We start from the raw sequence: 18,565 nt of genomic DNA, 5'->3' as shown, positions 1-18,565 counted from the left end.
ATTGGGCTATAGCCAAGCGGTAAGGCATCGCACTTTGACTGCGACATGCGTTGGTTCGAATCCAGCTAGCCCAGCCATTACGAGCCATTAGCTCAGTTGGTAGAGCATCTGACTTTTAATCAGAGGGTCGAAGGTTCGAATCCTTCATGGCTCATCACACATTTTCTCACATCTTTTGGTGTGGGAATTTGTCTATATGGGGCCTTAGCTCAGCTGGGAGAGCGCCTGCTTTGCACGCAGGAGGTCAGCGGTTCGATCCCGCTAGGCTCCACCAAAGATTTTTGTTATCCGTCTATGAAGCGGACAAAAATAACCATACATACGACATGATTAAGCCTCGAATCTTTTAGGAGATTTAAGGCTTTTTTATTTGACTCTTTTTTGTAGGCTGTTTTTCAAATTGTTATAGCTGCGCCGCTGTACTGAAACATTGCAAATACCTAAGACACCTGCATATTCTTACACCCAAACACGTATAACCCACTGTACACGCATATATATGCACAATCTTGTCCAGTTGAGTCATCGCACCATATAAGGATACAATAAGGGTAGGACTTAAATTTTGAATTGGGGGAATTTTTGATGAAGAAAAATATTTCAATTATTGGAGTACCAATGGATTTAGGACAAATGCGCAGGGGTGTTGACATGGGACCAAGCGCAATCCGCTATGCCGGCATCGTAGAACGCCTTGAGAACCTCGGATATGATATTAAAGATCTGGGTGATATTGAAATTGGCCAGGCTGAGCGTGTACATAATAACCCGGATACAAATTTACGTAATTTGAAAGCGGTTGCTGAAGCTAGTGAAACCCTTGCAGGTAAAGTGAATGATGCTATTGGAAGCGGGGATTTCCCTTTGATCTTTGGTGGCGATCATAGTATTGCCATTGGTACACTCGCCGGTGTTTCTCCTCATTATGAGAATTTGGGTGTCATTTGGTATGACGCACATGGTGATCTGAATACGGGAGATACGTCTCCATCAGGTAATATCCACGGCATGCCACTTGCAGTGAGCCTGGGCATCGGTCATGAAGATTTGACAAATATCGGTCAAAGTTCACCTAAGATCAAGCCTGAGAACATTGTCATCATTGGAGCGCGTTCATTAGATGAAGGCGAACGGGAGTTAATTAAGGAAAAAGGCATTAAAGTGTACACCATGCATGAAATTGACCGCCTTGGTATGACGAAGGTTATGGAAGAGTCCATAGACTACTTGAAGGGCAGAACAGACGGAGTTCATCTGTCACTTGATCTGGACGGGTTAGATCCAAGCGACGCTCCTGGTGTAGGAACCCCGGTTCTAGGAGGGATCAGCTACCGTGAGAGTCATCTGGCGATGGAGATGCTTGAGGAGTCAGGACTGATTACATCAGCAGAATTCGTTGAGGTTAACCCTATCCTGGATGAGAAAAATAAAACAGCTACGGTTGCCGTGGCGTTAATGGGTTCCCTTTTTGGAGAGAAATTACTATAATCCGGTCCAATAATTAAAAAAGAAGGCTGGAACCGTACGAGGTTTCCAGCCTTTATCTATTGTGTTCAATGGTGTTTGACCACTTGATATTGATTTAATAGATCGTCAAGACGAGTACTCAAATCCACTACTTGCTCATCAGCAAAGGAAGACTTTAATGCTAGTTCGACCATTTGGCGACGGCAGTCTTCAATTTGAAATAATAAATCATTCATTCTTGCCCCCATTTTGAGATCCTCCCACATATAGAAATAATTAGTTCCTTTATACCCCTTTTCTAATAATTGTAAACACATTCCCTTGAAAATTTGTTAGGATAATAATAGATAAAAATTGAAACCTTTTGATGGGGTAGTACGTATATAAATATAGCCGCATAGAGCGGAGGTTGTTAAATGGAAGCATTAGTGAAAAAACGGATCAAACAAGTACTGAAAGGTGATCAGAACGCCTTTGCAGAATTAGTCGAGCTTTATAAGAATAAAGTGTTTCAAATATGCTATCGTATGCTCGGAAATCGTCATGAGGCAGAAGACATTGCACAAGAGGCGTTTATCAGGGCCTATATAAATATAGAGACCTTTAATCAGAAGAGAAAGTTTTCGACATGGCTTTTCCGGATAGCGACGAACCTCTGCATCGACCGGATACGAAAGAAGAAACCAGATTACTTCCTTGATGCAGAAGTGGCAGGGACGGAAGGCTTGACGATGTACTCACAAGTGGCTGCTGATGTTCAGCTCCCTGAGGATGAAGTGGAGAATATGGAGTTGCAGGAGACCATTCAAACAGAAATTTCGAAATTACCCGAGAAGTATCGATCGGTCATTGTCTTAAAATATATTGAAGAACTCCCACTTCAAGAAATCAGTGAAATATTGGATCTGCCGCTGGGAACGGTCAAAACGAGAGTACATAGAGGGCGTGAAGCTCTCAGAAAACAATTACGATCACTGTAGAGAGGGTGAGTGAACATGAAGCCTTGTCCTGAAGAAATGATTGAGTATATGCACGATTATTTAGATGGAGATTTAAACCGAGAAAAAGAGGAAGAACTGAAACATCATTTGCAGGAATGCAGTGAGTGTCAGCATCACTTCCATGAGTTGAAAAAAGCGATTGCGTTTGTACAGAGCACCTCCCATATCAGTGCTCCGTCAGACTTTACAGATAACCTCATGTCCAGATTACCGAAAGAGAAGAAGAAGGTAGGGGTACAGAGATGGTTCCGTCATCATCCGCTTCTTACCGCAGCTGCCCTATTCCTATTCTTTATGACCGGTAGTTTTCTCACATCCTGGAATGACGAGCAGGACTTTTCTTTCACGAAAAATGCTCAATTAGTCGTTGAGGATCATACCGTCGTTGTTCCTGAAGGTGAAGTTGTGAAAGGGGATCTGACCGTCCGCAATGGCGATGTGAAAATAGAAGGAAAAGTAGCTGGAAATGTCACGGTCATCAACGGGAAGGTCACGGGTATCGACGGAAAGCAATATTTGGCTTCTGCGGGGAGTGTGACAGGGGACATACATGAGATCGATGAAGCATTCGAGTGGCTTTGGTACCAGATTAAAAAAGGGGCTAAAGACACGTTGGATTGGGGAAATTCGCAACTTGAAGAAAAGTAGGATAAAATAGAGGGGATGGAATGTAAGGTCCGTCCCTTAAGGGCTGACACTTATGATTTTCGTGTCAGTTTTTTCATGTAAAAACGTGAGTTCATGAATAGAAAAGAAAAATCATGAAGCCGTGGGTGTCTTTCATTTGAGGTTGCTGAATTGTGCTATAATAGGAACGTTACGAAAATGGAGAAGCCACACATGGCGGCTTACGCTTTCGATTAAGCTATTGGAGGATGTAATATGCCGTTTATCGATATTTTTTCGGATTACTCCGCGCTGGATTATGTCTCTGATATAGTAGATATACTCGTTGTATGGTTTGTAATCTATAAACTGATCATGCTGATAAAAGGAACGAAAGCAGTACAACTACTAAAAGGTATTTTTGTCATCATCATCGTAAGGGGCCTGAGTAGCATCTTCGGTCTTGATACCCTTGGGTGGATGATGGAGCAAGCCCTTACCTGGGGGTTCCTCGCCATCATCATCATCTTCCAGCCTGAACTAAGGAGAGCTCTTGAACAGCTCGGACGGGGACGTTTGTTCTCAAGGACGGGTCTGCAGGAGGAAGAAGAACAGGAACAGATGATTGAATCCATGACGAAAGCCGTGAGTTATATGGCGAAACGTCGGATTGGTGCTTTACTTACTTTGGAAAGAGAAACCGGGATGAGTGATTATATTGAAACGGGTATACCGCTTAATGCAAAGATCACCTCTCAGCTGCTCATTAATATCTTTATCCCAAATACACCTCTCCATGACGGAGCGGTGATCATCCAGAAGAATCAAATTGCAGCTGCTGCGTGCTATCTACCTCTTTCTGAGAGCCCATTTATTTCGAAGGAACTGGGGACGAGGCATAGAGCTGCACTTGGTGTCAGTGAAGTGACAGATAGTATTACCATCGTTGTGTCAGAAGAAACGGGAGCTATCTCCATTACAAAGAATGGAGAGTTGCATCGCGATCTCTCTCTGGAGCGCTTCAGGGAAATTCTAACGTTGGAGCTCATTGGCGATAAGACAAATGCTTCCTCGGCGAAATGGAGTTTTAGGGGGAAGAAAGAAAATGGATAAATTCATGGAAAGCCGTTGGTTTATGCGGATCGTTGGACTTTTGTTAGCTTTCATTCTCTACCTTTCTGTCAACTTTGACGATATACAGAAAACAGCTAACAACAATGGCAGTACCTCTCAAAATGCCATTGAAACGATCCAGGATGTCCCACTTGAAGTATTCTATGATAGTGAGAACCTGGAAGTGTCAGGGCTGCCGGATACAGTGAATGTGACCGTGGAAGGTCCTAAAGCGGTTGTGCAGCAAGCGAAAACAGTGAAAGATTTTCAAGTATATGTGGATTTGAATGATATTGAGATTGGGGAACATCAGGTCGAAATTCAGGTTCAGAATATATCTGATAAATTGGAAGTGAAGCTTGATCCTGAATTTGCGAATATTTCTGTTCAGGAAAAGGTTACGGAAGAATTTACGATCGAACCTCAATTTAATGAAAGCATCTTATCCAATGGATATGAGGCAGAGGGCCTTGCCGTGGATCCGAAAACCGTGAAAGTGACAGGTTCCAAGGATGAAGTAGAACGGATTGCCTATGTCATTGCGACACTTGATGTCGAAGAAGAAATCAATGAAAATGCGACAAGGGAAGCCCGGGTTCAGGTCCTAGACAGCGAATACAATAAATTGGATGTATTAGTAGATCCGGAAGTGGTGGATGTGACCGTTTCCGTAGTAAACCCGAGTAAAAGCGTTCCCATCACGATTAAACAACAGGGGAGCCTTCCCAAGGGGACTACCCTGGAGTCCATATCGGTGGAGCCTAAAGAGGCCACGATCTTTGGGAGACAAGACGTCTTGGACACAGTAGAAGAACTGTTGGCCGAAGTCGACCTATCCAAAATCAAGAAGGATTCAACGATTACAGTACCACTTGCCCTGAAGGAAGGGTTAAACAAAGTGGCTCCTGAAGAAGTGAAGGTCAAGGTTGATGTGACTACGACTGAGGAAAAGAGCTTATCAGGAATTGAAATCAAGCCAGAGGGACTGGCTGACGAATATGAATACACCATCACGACACCTGAGAGTGGGCTAGTGGATGTGGCACTGAAAGGTCAAAACGGGGAAGTGAGCAAAGTGAAGAAAGAAGACTTCTCCCTTGCCCTTGATCTTTCAGGGCTTGAGCCCGGTGAACATGAGGTGGAAATACAAGCAGAAGGTCCAGAGAACGTCGAATGGACCCTTTCACAGAAAACGGTACAAGTAGAAATCAAAGAAAAGAACACATCAGCATAAGAGCTGTAAAAAGGAGAGAATGACAATGGGTAAGTATTTTGGAACGGATGGAGTAAGAGGTGTAGCGAATACGGAATTAACACCGGAATTAGCCTTTAAGCTTGGACGATTTGGTGGGTATGTTCTGACGAAGGATGCTACACGTCCCAAAATATTGATTGGACGGGATACTCGAATTTCGGGGCATATGCTGGAAGGAGCGCTTGTGGCTGGACTTCTTTCCATAGGTGCGGAAGTGATGCGTTTAGGTGTGATTTCAACTCCGGGTGTTGCTTACTTAACAAAGGCATTGGGAGCCCAGGCGGGAGTCATGATTTCTGCATCCCACAACCCTGTGGGAGATAATGGGATCAAGTTCTTTGGACCGGATGGTTTCAAGCTGTCAGATGATCAGGAAAGGGATATTGAAGATCTGCTCGATCAAACGGTTGACGGACTGCCTCGACCAATCGGTGCTGACCTTGGTCAGGTAAGTGATTATTTCGAAGGCGGTCAAAAATATATCCAGTACTTGAAACAATCGGTTGACGAAGATTTCGATGGATTACATATTGCATTAGATTGCGCCCATGGTGCTACTTCTGCTCTTGCCACTCACCTGTTTGCGGATCTTGATGCCGATATTTCCACGATGGGAGCATCTCCCAACGGATTGAACATCAATGAAGGAGTCGGTTCCACTCATCCTGAAGCACTAGCTGAAATGGTGAAAGAAAAAGGTGCTGATCTGGGCCTTGCCTTTGACGGTGATGGGGACCGGATCATTGCCATTGATGAACATGGCCAGATCGTAGATGGAGATCAAATCATGTACATTTGCGGTAAATATCTGAAATCGCATGGTCAATTAAAACAATCTACAGTCGTATCTACTGTAATGAGTAATCTCGGTTTCCATAAAGGTCTTGAGGAGAATGGAATCCAAAGCATCCAGACGGCCGTGGGAGACCGTTACGTTGTGGAAGAAATGAAAAAGCATGGTTATACCCTCGGTGGAGAGCAGTCAGGGCATATCATCTTCCTTGATTACAATACAACGGGTGACGGCCTGTTGACAGGTATCCAACTCGTAAACATCATGAAGGTAACAGGAAAATCTTTATCGGAGCTTGCGGGAGAAATGCAGAAATTCCCTCAAAAGCTCGTGAATGTCCGTGTAACAGACAAGCATCACGTAACGGATAACGAAACGGTTAAAAACGTGATTCAAAAAGTCGAAGCAGAAATGAACGGAAATGGACGGATCCTGGTCCGCCCTTCAGGAACGGAGCCCCTGGTCCGAGTCATGGCGGAAGCACCTACAGAAGAGCTGTGTGAGCGATATGTAAATGAAATTGTACAAGTCGTAGATCAGGAAATGGGTCTGAAGGAATAGTTGATTTTTCATGCACAAGGGGGTCATTTTATCCCCCTTGTGCATATTTAATGAGTAGAGTCATTTTACAAGGTGGTTTAGCCCCGACTTGTGTCGGGAACATGACAAAGTGATAACAACTCTTTATCGTTGCCAGATTTTTGTTGACGAAGGGAAACCCACTGGTGTATGATGATTTTGTTTTCGTTTTTCATATAAAATGGGAATGTGAGTCAAGAAGGAAAGGTGGATAGTGAGGAACAGATGTAACGAAAGCGCCAGGGCTGAGCGATGGATACGACAAGGATCGTTCAGTTGACGAGGTGGAGGTTTATCGAGCATTCGGCGGATGCCTCCCGGTTCGTATGTGTCACCGAGCCGAAAGTTCCTTTCTTAAAACGTTAAGGCAACTTAATGCACAAAGGGAAGGAAAAAAGTGACCAGCGTAAATACTAATGACAAACAGAGATAAGGGGGCAAGTCGTCCCCAAAAGAGTTCTTGCCCCCTTGCATGTTCAGGGAGGATATATTAATCATGTGTGGAATTGTTGGATATATTGGAAATTCAGATACAAAGGAAATTCTTTTAAAAGGTCTTGAGAAGCTTGAGTACCGCGGTTATGATTCTGCAGGGATCGCTGTTCAAAACGATGAAGGCATCCATGTGTTCAAGGAGAAGGGTCGTATTGCCGATCTCCGTGGAATCGTAGATGAGAATGTATCGAGCAACACTGGAATCGGCCACACTCGCTGGGCTACCCACGGTGTACCAAGCAAGGTGAATGCCCACCCTCATCAAAGTAATTCAGGACGCTTCACAATCGTTCATAACGGAGTCATCGAAAACTACTCTCAACTTAAGCGCGAGTATTTAACAGACGTAACGTTCAAAAGTGATACGGATACAGAAGTTATCGTTCAGCTGATCGAGAAGATTGTAGAAGAAGGAAACACAGTGGAAGAAGCTTTCCGTCAAGCGCTGATGCTTCTTAAAGGTTCTTATGCCATTGCCCTTTTGGATTCTGAGAACGATGAAACGATCTATGTCGCGAAAAACAAAAGTCCACTTCTTGTCGGTCTTGGAGAAGACTTCAACGTTGTAGCAAGTGATGCGATGGCGATGATTCAAGTAACGGATCAATATGTTGAGCTTATGGATAAAGAAATGGTCATCGTAACGAAAGAAAAGGTCGAAATTCAAAACTTGATCGGTGAAATAATGGAACGTGCTCCTTACACAGCTGAAATCGATGCCAGTGATATTGAAAAAGGCACATACCCTCACTATATGCTGAAAGAAATTGATGAGCAGCCATTAGTGATGCGTAAAATCATTCAAGCGTACCAAAATGAGAACAACAAGCTTCACATCGACGAGCCTATTGTCGGCGCGATGAAAGAAGCGGATCGTGTCTACATCATTGCATGTGGAACGAGTTACCATGCCGGTCTGGTTGGAAAGCAATTCATCGAGAAGAGTGCAGGGATTCCTGTAGAAGTTCATGTAGCAAGCGAATTCAGCTACAATATGCCTTTACTTTCTAAGAAGCCATTGTTCATCTTCATCTCTCAAAGTGGTGAAACGGCAGATAGCCGTGCTGTACTCGTTCAAATCAAAGAACTTGGACATAAATCCTTAACCATTACAAACGTAGGAGGATCTACTCTTTCACGTGAAGCGGATTACACGTTGCTCCTTCATGCAGGACCTGAAATTGCTGTTGCTTCAACAAAAGCGTACACAGCTCAGCTGGCAGTCCTTGCGATCCTTGCTCACGTTGCCGGTCAGGCATGTGGAAACTACCAGGACTTTGATCTTGTTCAAGAGCTTGGTATCGTCGCTACTGCAATGGAAGCACTTTGCGACGCGAAAGAAGAGTTTGAAGATATCGCACGCGAATATCTGTCAACGACTCGCAACTGCTTCTTCATCGGCCGTTCACTCGACTTCTATGTAGGTCTTGAGGGAGCATTGAAATTGAAAGAAATCTCTTACATCCAGGCAGAAGGATTCGCTGGAGGAGAGCTTAAACACGGTACGATCGCTCTTATCGAAGAAGGTACACCGATCGTTGCCCTTGCCACACAGGAAGAAGTAAACCTTGGTATCAGAGGGAATGTGAAAGAGGTTGTCGCTCGTGGAGCCAACCCATGTATCATTTCCATGAAAGGTTTAGAAGACGAAGAAGATCGCTTCGTCATCCCGGAGGTTAACCCATTGTTAACACCTCTTATCTCTGTTATCCCATTACAATTAATTTCTTACTACGCTGCTCTGCATCGCGATTGTGATGTAGATAAGCCACGTAACTTAGCGAAATCTGTGACGGTTGAGTAAGAATTGAATAATAGAAAACCGGTCAGCCCTTAAGGGCTGGCCGGTTTTTTTCTTTATTCCTGGTCTGAAAGCAGCACCCGATGATCCCTGAAGAATGGCATCAAATCCCTACCCGTTGATTTTTCCATGGAAGCGATAAAATCCCTTGTGGTGGAAATACCGAATTTCTGCTGCTTGAAATAGGCTTGCATGGCGGAATAAAATGCATCGTCTCCAAGCAGTTCTCTTAGATCATTCACCGTGCTGGATCCATAATTATAGATCATATAATAATAAGCACCAATTCCTCCTTCATCGGCTCGTGCGGTGAAATCGGAAATCTGGCTAGAAAGGTGATAGTATGATTCTTCAACGGGGTCTACTTGTAGTGAATCAAGTTCCCCATCATATAAAGCGGCAGCGAAACTGGCAAACGATTCGTCGAGCCATGGCTCGTCATACTCATTATTTCCTATGATGCCGTAGAACCATTGATGTCCGATTTCGTGGGCGTTGACGGACTTGGCCCAATCAAGTGGACGGTCCCCTGCTAGACTGATCATGACAAGCTGTGGATATTCCATCCCGCCGAACCAGCCTTCCATCGTGACGATGTCGAGTTCTGGCCAAGGGTATTTGCCGAATTTCTCACTGAAGAGCCTGATGCTTTCTTCTCCGGATTCGAGGAGGGCGGCAGCATATTTGGAATGCTCTTCAGAATAATAGACATTCACTTTGATATTATTGACTTCAGTAGAGATCACACGGTAATTCGGATTCATTTCCAGGGCAAAATCACGGACATCCTTGGCTTTATAGCGGTGGGTGGCTTTATCTCCTGAAATCTCAGCTTTCCCGACTTCTTCTCCAGTAGCCGCAATTACCTGATTTTTGTCGGTTGTAACGGTTACGTCAAATTTCCCTGATAAAGAGTAGAAGGATTCCCCATAGGGATAGTATGGATCTACATTCCATCCTTCGTCATCATAAACGGCCAGGATCGGGAACCAGTTCCCCATGGAAACCGTGTCGCCGTACCATCCGAACCGGTCCTGTTGTTCCGGCAGGCTTACTTTGAAATGCATGCTGACGGTGGCTTTTTTATTTTTGCTTAATGAAAGCTCCTTGATATGTAATGCGGTAGCATTCACTTCAGATGTTGCCTCTTTACCATCCACTTTAATATCGGATACTTCCATGCCACCTCCGTTTTCTTTGAAGACATCGGCATTTCCCCATAAATTAAAATATAATTCGCTTAAGTTGTTTTTAATATTATTCTTGAACGTGACTTCCAGGGTGCCTTCCGCTTTATGAGTGGTAGAGTTGTAGTCAACATCGATGGTATAGGAAGGAGCAGCAGGTCCAAGAGCATGCTCGTTCTTCTTCTTCCCGTTCATGTTAAATGGCTTGTCGTGAAGCTTTGAGAGGTCAGGCATTCCCGATGGGACATAAGCCCCTTTTGGATCCTGTTTCAAGATATCATTTTCACTTGCAGAAGCCGGTAAAGCAAACCCGGTTGCACATAGAAGTGCGATGGCTACCATTGACATTCGTTGTGTCATACGCTTGATCTTCATATTGAACCCTCCTATAAGTTGAACGATCCATCATACATTTTCTGGGAACGTCCTTAATACTTAAAGGATTCTGGAAAGAGGAGCGTATTCCCTTGATACTATTTTCCTTATTTTTGGAAATGGTACGTGATTTGTAAGGAAGAGGTATGTGTATTGACCTAGAAAGAGTTTGCGAAGCACTTTTCTTTACCCTCTTACATAAAACCCTTATAATCATACAAATAGATTCCGTTCTCTTCGTGCACCGGCAAATAAGGGTAACCTGCTGCTCACCGCAGTCCAGGTTACTTTTTTATTGGAAGGGGTACGATAAAAGAGAATGAAATACGGTGCGTAGGTAAGGGTATGATGAGACATGAAGCATTTACATAGACAGCATATATGGCTGGGGAGGATTTTAGCGTCCGACCCCGGCAGAAAAAGATTTCAGCAGGCGGGTAAAGCAACGATCAGTTTGATATCGGCTGTGTTTTCCATGCTGTTTTTATTAAAGCAATTCGACCATCCATCCATCACTCCGGCCATTGTGTCTGGAATGGTAGGAATGCTTGGTATATTCGTGGTCATGGATGATACGACAGGCAAAAAGAAGGTAACGACCCTCTTGGTTGGTATCGCGGTTGCAACCGGGATTACACTGGGTTCCGCGTTTGCGCATTACAGTCTTGTGGTGAATGCTTTATTAGTGGCGGCTATATTTAGCGCATTTTACTTTTCACGTTTTGCCATCCGCTATTTTTCCATGGGGATGGCAGGATTTATGTCTACCTATATGTCATCGATTCTGCAGTTGGATGTGAAGCATCTTGAGTGGTTCTACCTTGGAATAGCCATAGGAGTTGTGTTTGCGTACCTATATAACTTCATTATCTTTAAGGACTCTGTCCATATGTTACGAAGAAGCATGCGGTCGTTTCATATTCAATCTAATTTGACGTTCACCATATTGATGAAGTTGATTGAGGATCCCGATACGAGCAGTAAACGAAGGAAGCAGTTGGACCGAAACGTAAGAAGGTTGAACGAGTATGCAAGAAGCGTAGCGGGAGATATAAATGAGAATGATTTAAAAAAGCTTTGGCCGGGAATCGAGGCATCACAACTTCGGTTATATGTGTTTGATACAGAAATGCTCATTCAAACGCTCACTGATTCGTTGAAAAAGCTGAAGGATATGGAAGCGCTGGAGGTCATGGAGCTGAGGCGACTGCTTGTATGGGTGCTGCGTTCACTGCGTGACGCCGAGGTACTGGCTCAGGATTATGATCCCCGTTCACTTGAAGAGGCTGAAAAGGCTATCCAGGCCCTACGGCTGGTGTTGTCCGAGGTCTTGAATCAGGAGAAAAAGCCAGATGGGTGGATATACCTGCTAAGACGGATCGAATCCATTGCCAATCATGTCTTAGAAGCGGCCATCACGATTCAGGAGTCATTGAAAGTCTCGGAGTATAAGGAGACGACTGTAGAGAACGACGTTGATCCGGAAGAAGAGGAAAAAGAAGATGAGTCTGAAGAGACTAAGAGTTTAAAACCTTCGACACGTAAAGCGATACAAGCCTTGGTAGCGGGAACGCTTGCAATCATTGTCGGGGAGCTGATTGCACCGGCACAGCCGTACTGGGTCCTGTTAACAACCTTTATTATTCAGATTGGTACAGAGTCGGTAGGCAGAACGTATATGAAAGCATTCCAACGATCGATTGGAACGGTGATCGGGGCCATTATCGGATTCGGAGCAGCCAATTTTGTATCCGGAAATTCGCAGTTGGAGGTTGTTCTTCTGTTTGCGGTCCTGTTTCTTGCTTTTTACCTTTTCCCTGTTTCCTACACCCTAATGAGCCTTTTCATTACGATGCTCATCGCCTTTATGTATGATCTCCTCCTGGGTGGGATCAGTATTCAGCTCATGGGGGCACGTGTCATAGATACGATTGCCGGAGCTGTAATTGCCCTTGGCGTATCGGCATTTGTGTTGCCAAAGAAGACGAAAGACAAAGTGGCAGATAGCTTTGATGATTTCTTTGGGGAACTTCAAGGTTATATGTCATCTTATATCCATTCCTTTATTAAAACGGAAGATCAACCGTTAACAGACCAGGCGTTTAATCTGGACCAGAAGCTCCAGGGGATCAAGGATGAGGCACAGTCTCTTCTGCAAAGACCGGGGGCCATGACGAGGTCAGGAGCAGGGCGGTGGATCACGGTGGCCACGGCCGTTAATTATTACGCAAAACACCTGCTTGCCTCCTCCCACCGGAAGGTAGCGGCAAATGTTTCTGAAGAGCTCAGCAGTGCGTTTAAAGAAACGGAAGAGAAAATGTCCCATAATATTGAAACGCTTCGCCAACTGGTTAAGGATAAGGAAAGCTCACCTGTCATGTGGGATCTAAGCCCGGAGCGGCAAAGAATCGAAACCCAAGCTCCGAGCTGGCGAAAATCACAGGTGGACCTTATTCATCATTTCTACTATGTGTGGAGGATCAATCAATCCATCGTCGCTCTGGGGGAAGAATTAGGTGCAGAAGTGAAAAAAGGGTAAAGCGGTTTCCGCTTCACCCTTTTCCTTAATAAATATCCACATTGCCACTCGATACAGAAACATCAATTGTATACTTACCAGAGCCCGAAACTCCTGAAATATCTCCATCCTCTATTTTCTGATCCTTTAATGGAAGATTGCAGGAGATATCACCGCTGCTTGCTTCGCCGTTCAGTTTAAAGCTGGCGTCATCCGGTAAATCGAGATTCACGCCACCGGAACTGACATTGAAATTCAAATCTCCTTTTAAAGAGTCCATGCTGACCGATAATTCACCTGAGGACAAGTCTCCAGCCAGGGGACCTTCATAGTTCGATAATTCTACATCCCCGGAGCTGATCTCCACCTTGCCATCCTTAGTGGTGAGTCCGTTGACGACGAGATCACCGGACGAACCGTCATGCTCGAATACATTTGTTTCGATATTGCTTATTTCCATGTCTCCTGATCCCATATTAAGGGACAGTTCATCAAGCTTCCATTTCGCTGAGTCGGATTTCCCTGCCATCACGAAATTCCCTGACCCTATATCGATCTCCATGCTCCGGTCGTAGTCTTTTGGAACATAGACCGTTACATTTGATTTTCGATTGAAACCTATCCATTCATACCATTTATGTTTCACGGTTACATGAATGGTGTCTCCATTCTGAGCCAATGCCATTGTTCCTTTACCTTCAATCTCGACCTTCACTTCATTCTTATCTGTGGATAATATGTCCGTGTCACTGCTTTCCAAGTCAAGATCGATATTCATGATTTTATTTGTGACTTCGATTCGATCCCCGGACTGGCTTTCATTGGCAAATATGGACGTATTGTCATTCAGAATGACATAAAGCGTTCCGAGTGCAAGAAGCGCAATCAATACGGCAAACGCGTTTTTCATTTCAATCCCTCACTTTGGTTTGTTTTACCATTTTATAGTATTATTTTAATCTAGATGGAAGATCCTCACAATGAGCCATGGGATTATTTTTGAATCAGACCAGAGGCGGAGTCAGTTATTCGGCGTGACTCTGAATCCGGTGTGGAGACTAATCCTATCGTGGAGTATATTTGGTAAGGATCGGGTACATAAAGAGTATAAATCTATGAAGGAAGTGAAACCATGAAAGACACACCTATGCCTCCATCCTTCTATACGCAGCCTACGTTGGAACTCGCCAAGTCCCTTCTCGGCTGCGTGTTAGTGAAAGAGACGGAGGAGGGCATCGCTTCAGGATACATTGTAGAGACAGAAGCCTACCTTGGACCGGAAGACAGGGCTGCTCACAGTTATGGAAACAGGCGTACGAAAAGGACTGAAGTGATGTTCCATGAAGCAGGCCGGATTTATACATATGTGATGCACACTCATTGTCTGGTGAATGTTGTGAGCGGGGAAAAGGAGAAGCCTGAAGCAATCCTCATTAGAGCGGTTGAGCCTCTTGAAGGAGAGGATCTGATGGCAGGGAGGAGACCCGGTCATGTGAAGAAGAATTGGACAAATGGACCAGGAAAACTGACGAAAGCGTTAGGCATCACGATGGAGGATTATGGAGGCCGTTTCAGTGAGCCGCCGCTCATGATCACCAAAGGATTTTTCCCCGACAACATTTCGTCTGGAAAACGAATAGGGATTGATAACTCAGGAGAGGCGAAGGATTATCCATGGCGTTTTTGGATCAGTGACAACCCTTATGTGTCGAAATAAACACTTTCTTTATGAATTTTCAAATAATTTGTAGTAAAACACACCCCAAAAGTACTAGTTTGTGGTATATTTTTCTTATGAACGCCTTCATAAACGGACATTTCGACTGGGGGGCTGTGAACCTAAATGATAGATGGGCGCTTACATTTAGGGGAGCCAGTAGCGCAACCGACCACATGCGAACGCGGGGAATGCGTTTTTGTGTGGTTTTTTTATGGAATAGAAAAAATAAAAGAGAGAGTATAGGGGTCCTATGAACATCTTTACTATTTTTCAAGACGACTTTATCTATCACGATTTTCAGCCATTATATGATATGGGTGAACACCCAACCCTCTATGCTTATGAGGGACTGTTACGAAATAAGTTCAACGAGAATCCAGAAAGTGTCTTTCAATCGGCCATGAAAGCCAATATCCTGTATAAGCTTGATACCCTATCCATTTCTAAGGCCCTTGAAAGTTTTTCGAATAATGGACTCAAGCACTGTAAGTTGTTTCTCAATATTTATATCACAACGATTCTGCATCCGAGTTTCCACACGTATTTTTCAGATCTTATGAACCGCTTTCCTGCCATAAAGGGACGACTTGTACTGGAGATTAATGAATCCAGTGCAGAAGAGTTGTGGCAGAATCCATTATTAAAAGAGTCATTGAAAGAATTGAAGCAATATGGTATCTGGTATGCCATTGATGACTTCGGACAAGGAACATCCTCCATAAAGAAATCGATTGAGTATGAACCGGAAATCATCAAGTTGGACCGCTATTTTGCCATGAATTTGGCTCAGGATGAAAAGAAACAGAGATTCCTTTCTTTCTTCAGTCAATTTTACGGAAATGATACACTGATTGTATTGGAAGGCATCGAAACGAAACAGGATATGCAGGTGGCCAAGGAAATCGGGATCACCATCGGACAGGGGTTTTATTTAGGAAGGCCGAGCCGGCTGTTGGCATAACAGAAGAGTGACTCTCTATTAAGGGAGTCCTTTTTTGTTATGGAATTGTCAGACTTGAAATAAAATTGAAAAAAATTTACATTTCAATTAAACTGAGGAAAAAGGGGATCCATACTATGAAATTTCTCATCTATCCGGTTAAACTGATATTCTATTATGTTCTTGGTCTGTTTGGGATTTTAGCCGTGAGTATAGCACCTGAAGTATTCAGGGAGAGGGGGCTGTACAACGTTGTAGGATATCTTGAGGAATTTGTGAGGTTTATCTTTATTTTCCTCGATGGTGCCAATTGGAGTTATTCGTACAAAGGGGTCACCGTCAGTTTTCTGGATATACTGTGGGATCCATATGTATACTCCCTGCAGATTGTAGGGGGTGCGTTGGGAATAGGGCTTGGCTTTGCCTTCATCCTCACCATCTTCACCGTATTTTTACCCCGGTCTGTCACTTCTGTTCTGAAGAAAGGCCTGAACCTGTTAGAGACTGTGCCGGATTTGATGTTCGCGTTCATGCTCCAGCTTTTAATCGTCTATGTGTTTAAATATTTCGGAGTGGAGCTGATGAACTTTGCAGAATATGGCGAGGAAAAAGTCTTCCTTGCCCCGATGGTAACGTTATCCATCATTCCGATGATTTCATTCTTCCGGATCATGCTCTTTATTATGGAAGAAGAGCTGCTCAAGCCCCACATTGAATTTGCTCAGAGTAAGGGGATGTCGAAAGGCAGGATTCTGTTTTCCCATGTGCTGAAAAATATTTCCCCAAGCCTGTTTTATCATGGAAAGCTTATCATCTGGGGTATGCTGTCGAGTTTATTCATCATTGAAACGATCTTCAATATGAAAGGTATCACGTATTATATCATCCAGGATTTCAGACCTATGGTGATCGCCATCTCATTGATCATGATTTACACGCCATTTTTTCTGGTGTATCAGGGAGTGTATCTATGGATCAACCATGAGAGCAGTGAAGATTACACGAAATATAAAAGAGATAAAACAAAGTGGACAGAATGGAAGATATGGGGCTTCCTTTCGACCATCCGAAGGCTGTGGTGGCAGCATATGCATAACGGTAAGTTTGCCGTCGGCTTCAGCGTGATTTTTGGTCTGGTTGCAGCCAGTTTCCTGTATTCAACGTTTAAAGAAGAGCCGATAAAACAAATTCAATTCATGAAGAATGACGAGGGCAGAATCATCAGTGCCCCTCCCCATAAACCATTTGGAGACATGATCCTCGGATCAGACTTCTTTGGTTATAGTATCCTGGATCAGCTTATTGTGGGAGCCAAATATACCCTGCTTTTTGCCTTGATAGTAGCTTCTTTACGGGTAATCGGAGGATTCTATCTTGGTATTGCCTATCATTTTCACTTAAAAGAAAGCAGGAAGAACTGGCTGGATCGAATGGTTGATTCCGTACACTTCCTTCCTTTAAGTCTTATCGCCTATCTCCTTTTAAGACCGGTCCTGTGGGGGCTGCCTGTTTTAGGCTGGGACCACTCGATATTTGAACGACTTGTATTTGAAGCGGTCGTGTTAACGATTCTCGTATTGCCTTTAACGACCGTATTGATCGGTAATGAGATGAAACTAATAGGAAAACAGGATTTTGTCCTCTCAGCGAAGCTATTGGGAGGGAGCAATAAACACCTTCTCTGGACGCATCTCTTCCCTCACCTGGCCCCGAGGCTCTTTATCATTTGGGGGCAGCAGTTTATCCAGACGCTGCTCATTCTTGTCCATCTAGGATTATTCCATCTCTTCCTGGGAGGGACGATTATAACCGAAGGGCTTGTGCCGGATCCACCGAAATCAGGGACGTTTGAATGGTCAGGGTTGATCAGCTCCACGAAGAACTCTCTTATGACGGGCAAGTACTGGATTGTCATTGCTCCGTTAGTCGCCTTCATGATTGCGATCATCGCCATGCAGCTCATCGTACAGGGTGTGAAGGAGATCCAGCAAACGAAGGTCGGGGTCCTTGTGAACAACAAGCCAATCAAGGCGAAACCTACATTAGTAAAGAAGAAAGCGAACACCCCGGCGGTGGAAGATTTCCAATTTATACGCCGGCAATCCTTTAAAGGGTAGGAGGAGACAATATGAATAGGAAGAGTCCGAAATTACCCCTCACGGATAAGGAAAGATCGAACCTGCGTAAAGGGAAGGTCCGGCTGAGAGACATATTAGACTTCTCACCTGAACATCTCGGTGAAATACTGGACATCCCATTAGAGCGAGCGCGATACTTAGTCGCCATGTCTGTTTTTCAATAGATTCCATCCATCGGCCCCAATATGGCTCACAATGTTGTGGAAGATCTGGGGTTTTATACTTTCGTAGAAATGAAAGATGAGAAGGGGGAGGACCTGATCATCGATTTAGAAAAGAAACATGGCGTCTGGATGGACCCTTGCGTCGAAGACTCCCTCAGATGTGTCGTCCACCACGCCAATCATCCGGATAGCACCAAGAACTGGTGGGACTTCACAGCCGAAAGAAAAACCTACCGCCAGACCCACGGCTATCCGGAAGACCGTCCCACCAAAGCCTGGGGTCAATAGGTCCGTCCCTCCTAAAAGCAAAGCCGGAAAGCGACATTACGCTTTCCGGCTTTCTTTTTTGCTGATTTTGGAGGGACGGACCTCATTTGTATATCCCATTCAAAATGGACATTATAAGGGAAAGG

16 protein-coding genes, 3 tRNA genes and 1 riboswitch are annotated in these 18,565 nt (G+C 44.3%); of the genes, 16 read left to right on the top strand and 3 right to left on the bottom strand.

Annotated features, from left to right (window positions below; genetic code table 11):
• Window positions 1–2 precede the first annotated feature (2 nt).
• From JI667_RS18790 to rocF, 4 genes are all read left to right on the top strand, one after another.
• Window positions 3–77, top strand: a tRNA-Gln gene (locus JI667_RS18790).
• A 4-nt stretch (window positions 78–81) separates the two neighbouring features.
• A tRNA-Lys gene (locus JI667_RS18785) sits at window positions 82–154 on the top strand.
• A 44-nt stretch (window positions 155–198) separates the two neighbouring features.
• A tRNA-Ala gene (locus JI667_RS18780) sits at window positions 199–274 on the top strand.
• A 311-nt stretch (window positions 275–585) separates the two neighbouring features.
• A complete protein-coding gene (gene rocF, locus JI667_RS18775) occupies window positions 586–1,488 on the top strand; it encodes an arginase (protein ID WP_206857798.1) in 903 nt (300 codons plus the stop codon).
• A 65-nt stretch (window positions 1,489–1,553) separates the two neighbouring features.
• Here rocF and JI667_RS18770 read toward each other — a convergent pair whose 3' ends face one another.
• Complete coding sequence (locus JI667_RS18770; protein WP_206857796.1) at window positions 1,554–1,715, bottom strand: Spo0E family sporulation regulatory protein-aspartic acid phosphatase; 162 nt, start codon at window positions 1,713–1,715, stop codon at window positions 1,554–1,556.
• Between the two features lie 168 nt (window positions 1,716–1,883).
• On the opposite strand from JI667_RS18770, the gene sigW reads away from it, so the two are divergent.
• The 6 genes from sigW (at window position 1,884) to glmS (ending at window position 9,113) form a co-directional block, all read left to right on the top strand.
• Window positions 1,884–2,447 (top strand): RNA polymerase sigma factor SigW, encoded by a 564-nt coding sequence (gene sigW / locus JI667_RS18765; RefSeq protein WP_206857795.1) that lies wholly within the window; start codon window positions 1,884–1,886, stop codon window positions 2,445–2,447.
• A 15-nt stretch (window positions 2,448–2,462) separates the two neighbouring features.
• Window positions 2,463–3,116 (top strand): zf-HC2 domain-containing protein, encoded by a 654-nt coding sequence (locus JI667_RS18760; RefSeq protein WP_206857794.1) that lies wholly within the window; start codon window positions 2,463–2,465, stop codon window positions 3,114–3,116.
• A gap of 234 nt (window positions 3,117–3,350) precedes the next feature.
• Window positions 3,351–4,187, top strand: coding sequence for a diadenylate cyclase CdaA (cdaA, locus tag JI667_RS18755; RefSeq protein WP_206857793.1), 837 nt, complete (start codon window positions 3,351–3,353; stop codon window positions 4,185–4,187).
• Window positions 4,180–5,421 carry a CdaR family protein gene (locus JI667_RS18750; protein ID WP_206857792.1) on the top strand — a complete coding sequence of 414 codons (1,242 nt, stop codon included), beginning with the start codon at window positions 4,180–4,182 and terminating at the stop codon, window positions 5,419–5,421. The genes cdaA and JI667_RS18750 overlap by 8 nt, the downstream gene beginning before the upstream one ends.
• A 25-nt stretch (window positions 5,422–5,446) precedes the next feature.
• Window positions 5,447–6,796 (top strand): phosphoglucosamine mutase, encoded by a 1,350-nt coding sequence (glmM, locus tag JI667_RS18745; RefSeq protein ID WP_206857791.1) that lies wholly within the window; start codon window positions 5,447–5,449, stop codon window positions 6,794–6,796.
• 514 nt (window positions 6,797–7,310) lie between these two features.
• A complete protein-coding gene (gene glmS, locus JI667_RS18740; RefSeq protein WP_206857790.1) occupies window positions 7,311–9,113 on the top strand; it encodes a glutamine--fructose-6-phosphate transaminase (isomerizing) in 1,803 nt (600 codons plus the stop codon).
• A gap of 53 nt (window positions 9,114–9,166) precedes the next feature.
• Here glmS and JI667_RS18735 read toward each other — a convergent pair whose 3' ends face one another.
• Entirely contained in the window at window positions 9,167–10,672 is a 1,506-nt protein-coding gene (locus JI667_RS18735) for a M1 family metallopeptidase (RefSeq protein ID WP_206857788.1), read from the bottom strand.
• A gap of 355 nt (window positions 10,673–11,027) precedes the next feature.
• Between JI667_RS18735 and JI667_RS18730 the strand changes: the two genes are divergently transcribed.
• Window positions 11,028–13,211 carry an FUSC family protein gene (locus JI667_RS18730; protein WP_206857785.1) on the top strand — a complete coding sequence of 728 codons (2,184 nt, stop codon included), beginning with the start codon at window positions 11,028–11,030 and terminating at the stop codon, window positions 13,209–13,211.
• 25 nt (window positions 13,212–13,236) lie between these two features.
• Here JI667_RS18730 and liaG read toward each other — a convergent pair whose 3' ends face one another.
• On the bottom strand, window positions 13,237–14,100 hold the full coding sequence (gene liaG / locus JI667_RS18725; RefSeq protein WP_206857783.1) for a LiaG family protein: 864 nt from the start codon (window positions 14,098–14,100) through the stop codon (window positions 13,237–13,239).
• Window positions 14,101–14,322: 222 nt separating this feature from the next.
• Between liaG and JI667_RS18720 the strand changes: the two genes are divergently transcribed.
• The 5 genes from JI667_RS18720 to JI667_RS23085 all read left to right on the top strand — a co-directional run bounded on the left by JI667_RS18720 (window position 14,323) and on the right by JI667_RS23085 (window position 18,440).
• Window positions 14,323–14,907 carry a DNA-3-methyladenine glycosylase gene (locus JI667_RS18720; protein WP_206857782.1) on the top strand — a complete coding sequence of 195 codons (585 nt, stop codon included), beginning with the start codon at window positions 14,323–14,325 and terminating at the stop codon, window positions 14,905–14,907.
• A gap of 101 nt (window positions 14,908–15,008) precedes the next feature.
• Window positions 15,009–15,090, top strand: a riboswitch (cyclic di-GMP riboswitch).
• Window positions 15,091–15,160: 70 nt separating this feature from the next.
• A complete protein-coding gene (locus JI667_RS18715; protein ID WP_206857780.1) occupies window positions 15,161–15,871 on the top strand; it encodes an EAL domain-containing protein in 711 nt (236 codons plus the stop codon).
• Window positions 15,872–15,987: 116 nt separating this feature from the next.
• Complete coding sequence (locus JI667_RS18710; protein WP_206857779.1) at window positions 15,988–17,967, top strand: ABC transporter permease subunit; 1,980 nt, start codon at window positions 15,988–15,990, stop codon at window positions 17,965–17,967.
• 11 nt (window positions 17,968–17,978) lie between these two features.
• On the top strand, window positions 17,979–18,152 hold the full coding sequence (locus JI667_RS23090) for a hypothetical protein (RefSeq protein WP_306465471.1): 174 nt from the start codon (window positions 17,979–17,981) through the stop codon (window positions 18,150–18,152).
• Window positions 18,153–18,440 (top strand): helix-hairpin-helix domain-containing protein, encoded by a 288-nt coding sequence (locus tag JI667_RS23085; RefSeq protein WP_368077920.1) that lies wholly within the window; start codon window positions 18,153–18,155, stop codon window positions 18,438–18,440. It abuts the gene before it with no gap.
• The last annotated feature ends 125 nt before the right edge of the window (window positions 18,441–18,565 follow it).

Source organism: Bacillus sp. NTK074B (genome assembly GCF_017303375.1).
Classification (GTDB): Bacteria; Bacillota; Bacilli; order Bacillales; family Bacillaceae_B; genus Rossellomorea.
Note: the sequence above shows the minus strand (reverse complement) of the source record. Positions and strands in the feature narration are given on the sequence as shown.

Coding starts and splice junctions, on each gene's coding strand:
- rocF (WP_206857798.1), top strand. CDS start 586: ATGAAGAAAAATATTTCAATTATTGGAGTACCAATGGATTTAGGACAA.
- JI667_RS18770 (WP_206857796.1), bottom strand. CDS start 1,715: ATGGGGGCAAGAATGAATGATTTATTATTTCAAATTGAAGACTGCCGT.
- sigW (WP_206857795.1), top strand. CDS start 1,884: ATGGAAGCATTAGTGAAAAAACGGATCAAACAAGTACTGAAAGGTGAT.
- JI667_RS18760 (WP_206857794.1), top strand. CDS start 2,463: ATGAAGCCTTGTCCTGAAGAAATGATTGAGTATATGCACGATTATTTA.
- cdaA (WP_206857793.1), top strand. CDS start 3,351: ATGCCGTTTATCGATATTTTTTCGGATTACTCCGCGCTGGATTATGTC.
- JI667_RS18750 (WP_206857792.1), top strand. CDS start 4,180: ATGGATAAATTCATGGAAAGCCGTTGGTTTATGCGGATCGTTGGACTT.
- glmM (WP_206857791.1), top strand. CDS start 5,447: ATGGGTAAGTATTTTGGAACGGATGGAGTAAGAGGTGTAGCGAATACG.
- glmS (WP_206857790.1), top strand. CDS start 7,311: ATGTGTGGAATTGTTGGATATATTGGAAATTCAGATACAAAGGAAATT.
- JI667_RS18735 (WP_206857788.1), bottom strand. CDS start 10,672: ATGAAGATCAAGCGTATGACACAACGAATGTCAATGGTAGCCATCGCA.
- JI667_RS18730 (WP_206857785.1), top strand. CDS start 11,028: ATGAAGCATTTACATAGACAGCATATATGGCTGGGGAGGATTTTAGCG.
- liaG (WP_206857783.1), bottom strand. CDS start 14,100: ATGAAAAACGCGTTTGCCGTATTGATTGCGCTTCTTGCACTCGGAACG.
- JI667_RS18720 (WP_206857782.1), top strand. CDS start 14,323: ATGAAAGACACACCTATGCCTCCATCCTTCTATACGCAGCCTACGTTG.
- JI667_RS18715 (WP_206857780.1), top strand. CDS start 15,161: ATGAACATCTTTACTATTTTTCAAGACGACTTTATCTATCACGATTTT.
- JI667_RS18710 (WP_206857779.1), top strand. CDS start 15,988: ATGAAATTTCTCATCTATCCGGTTAAACTGATATTCTATTATGTTCTT.
- JI667_RS23090 (WP_306465471.1), top strand. CDS start 17,979: ATGAATAGGAAGAGTCCGAAATTACCCCTCACGGATAAGGAAAGATCG.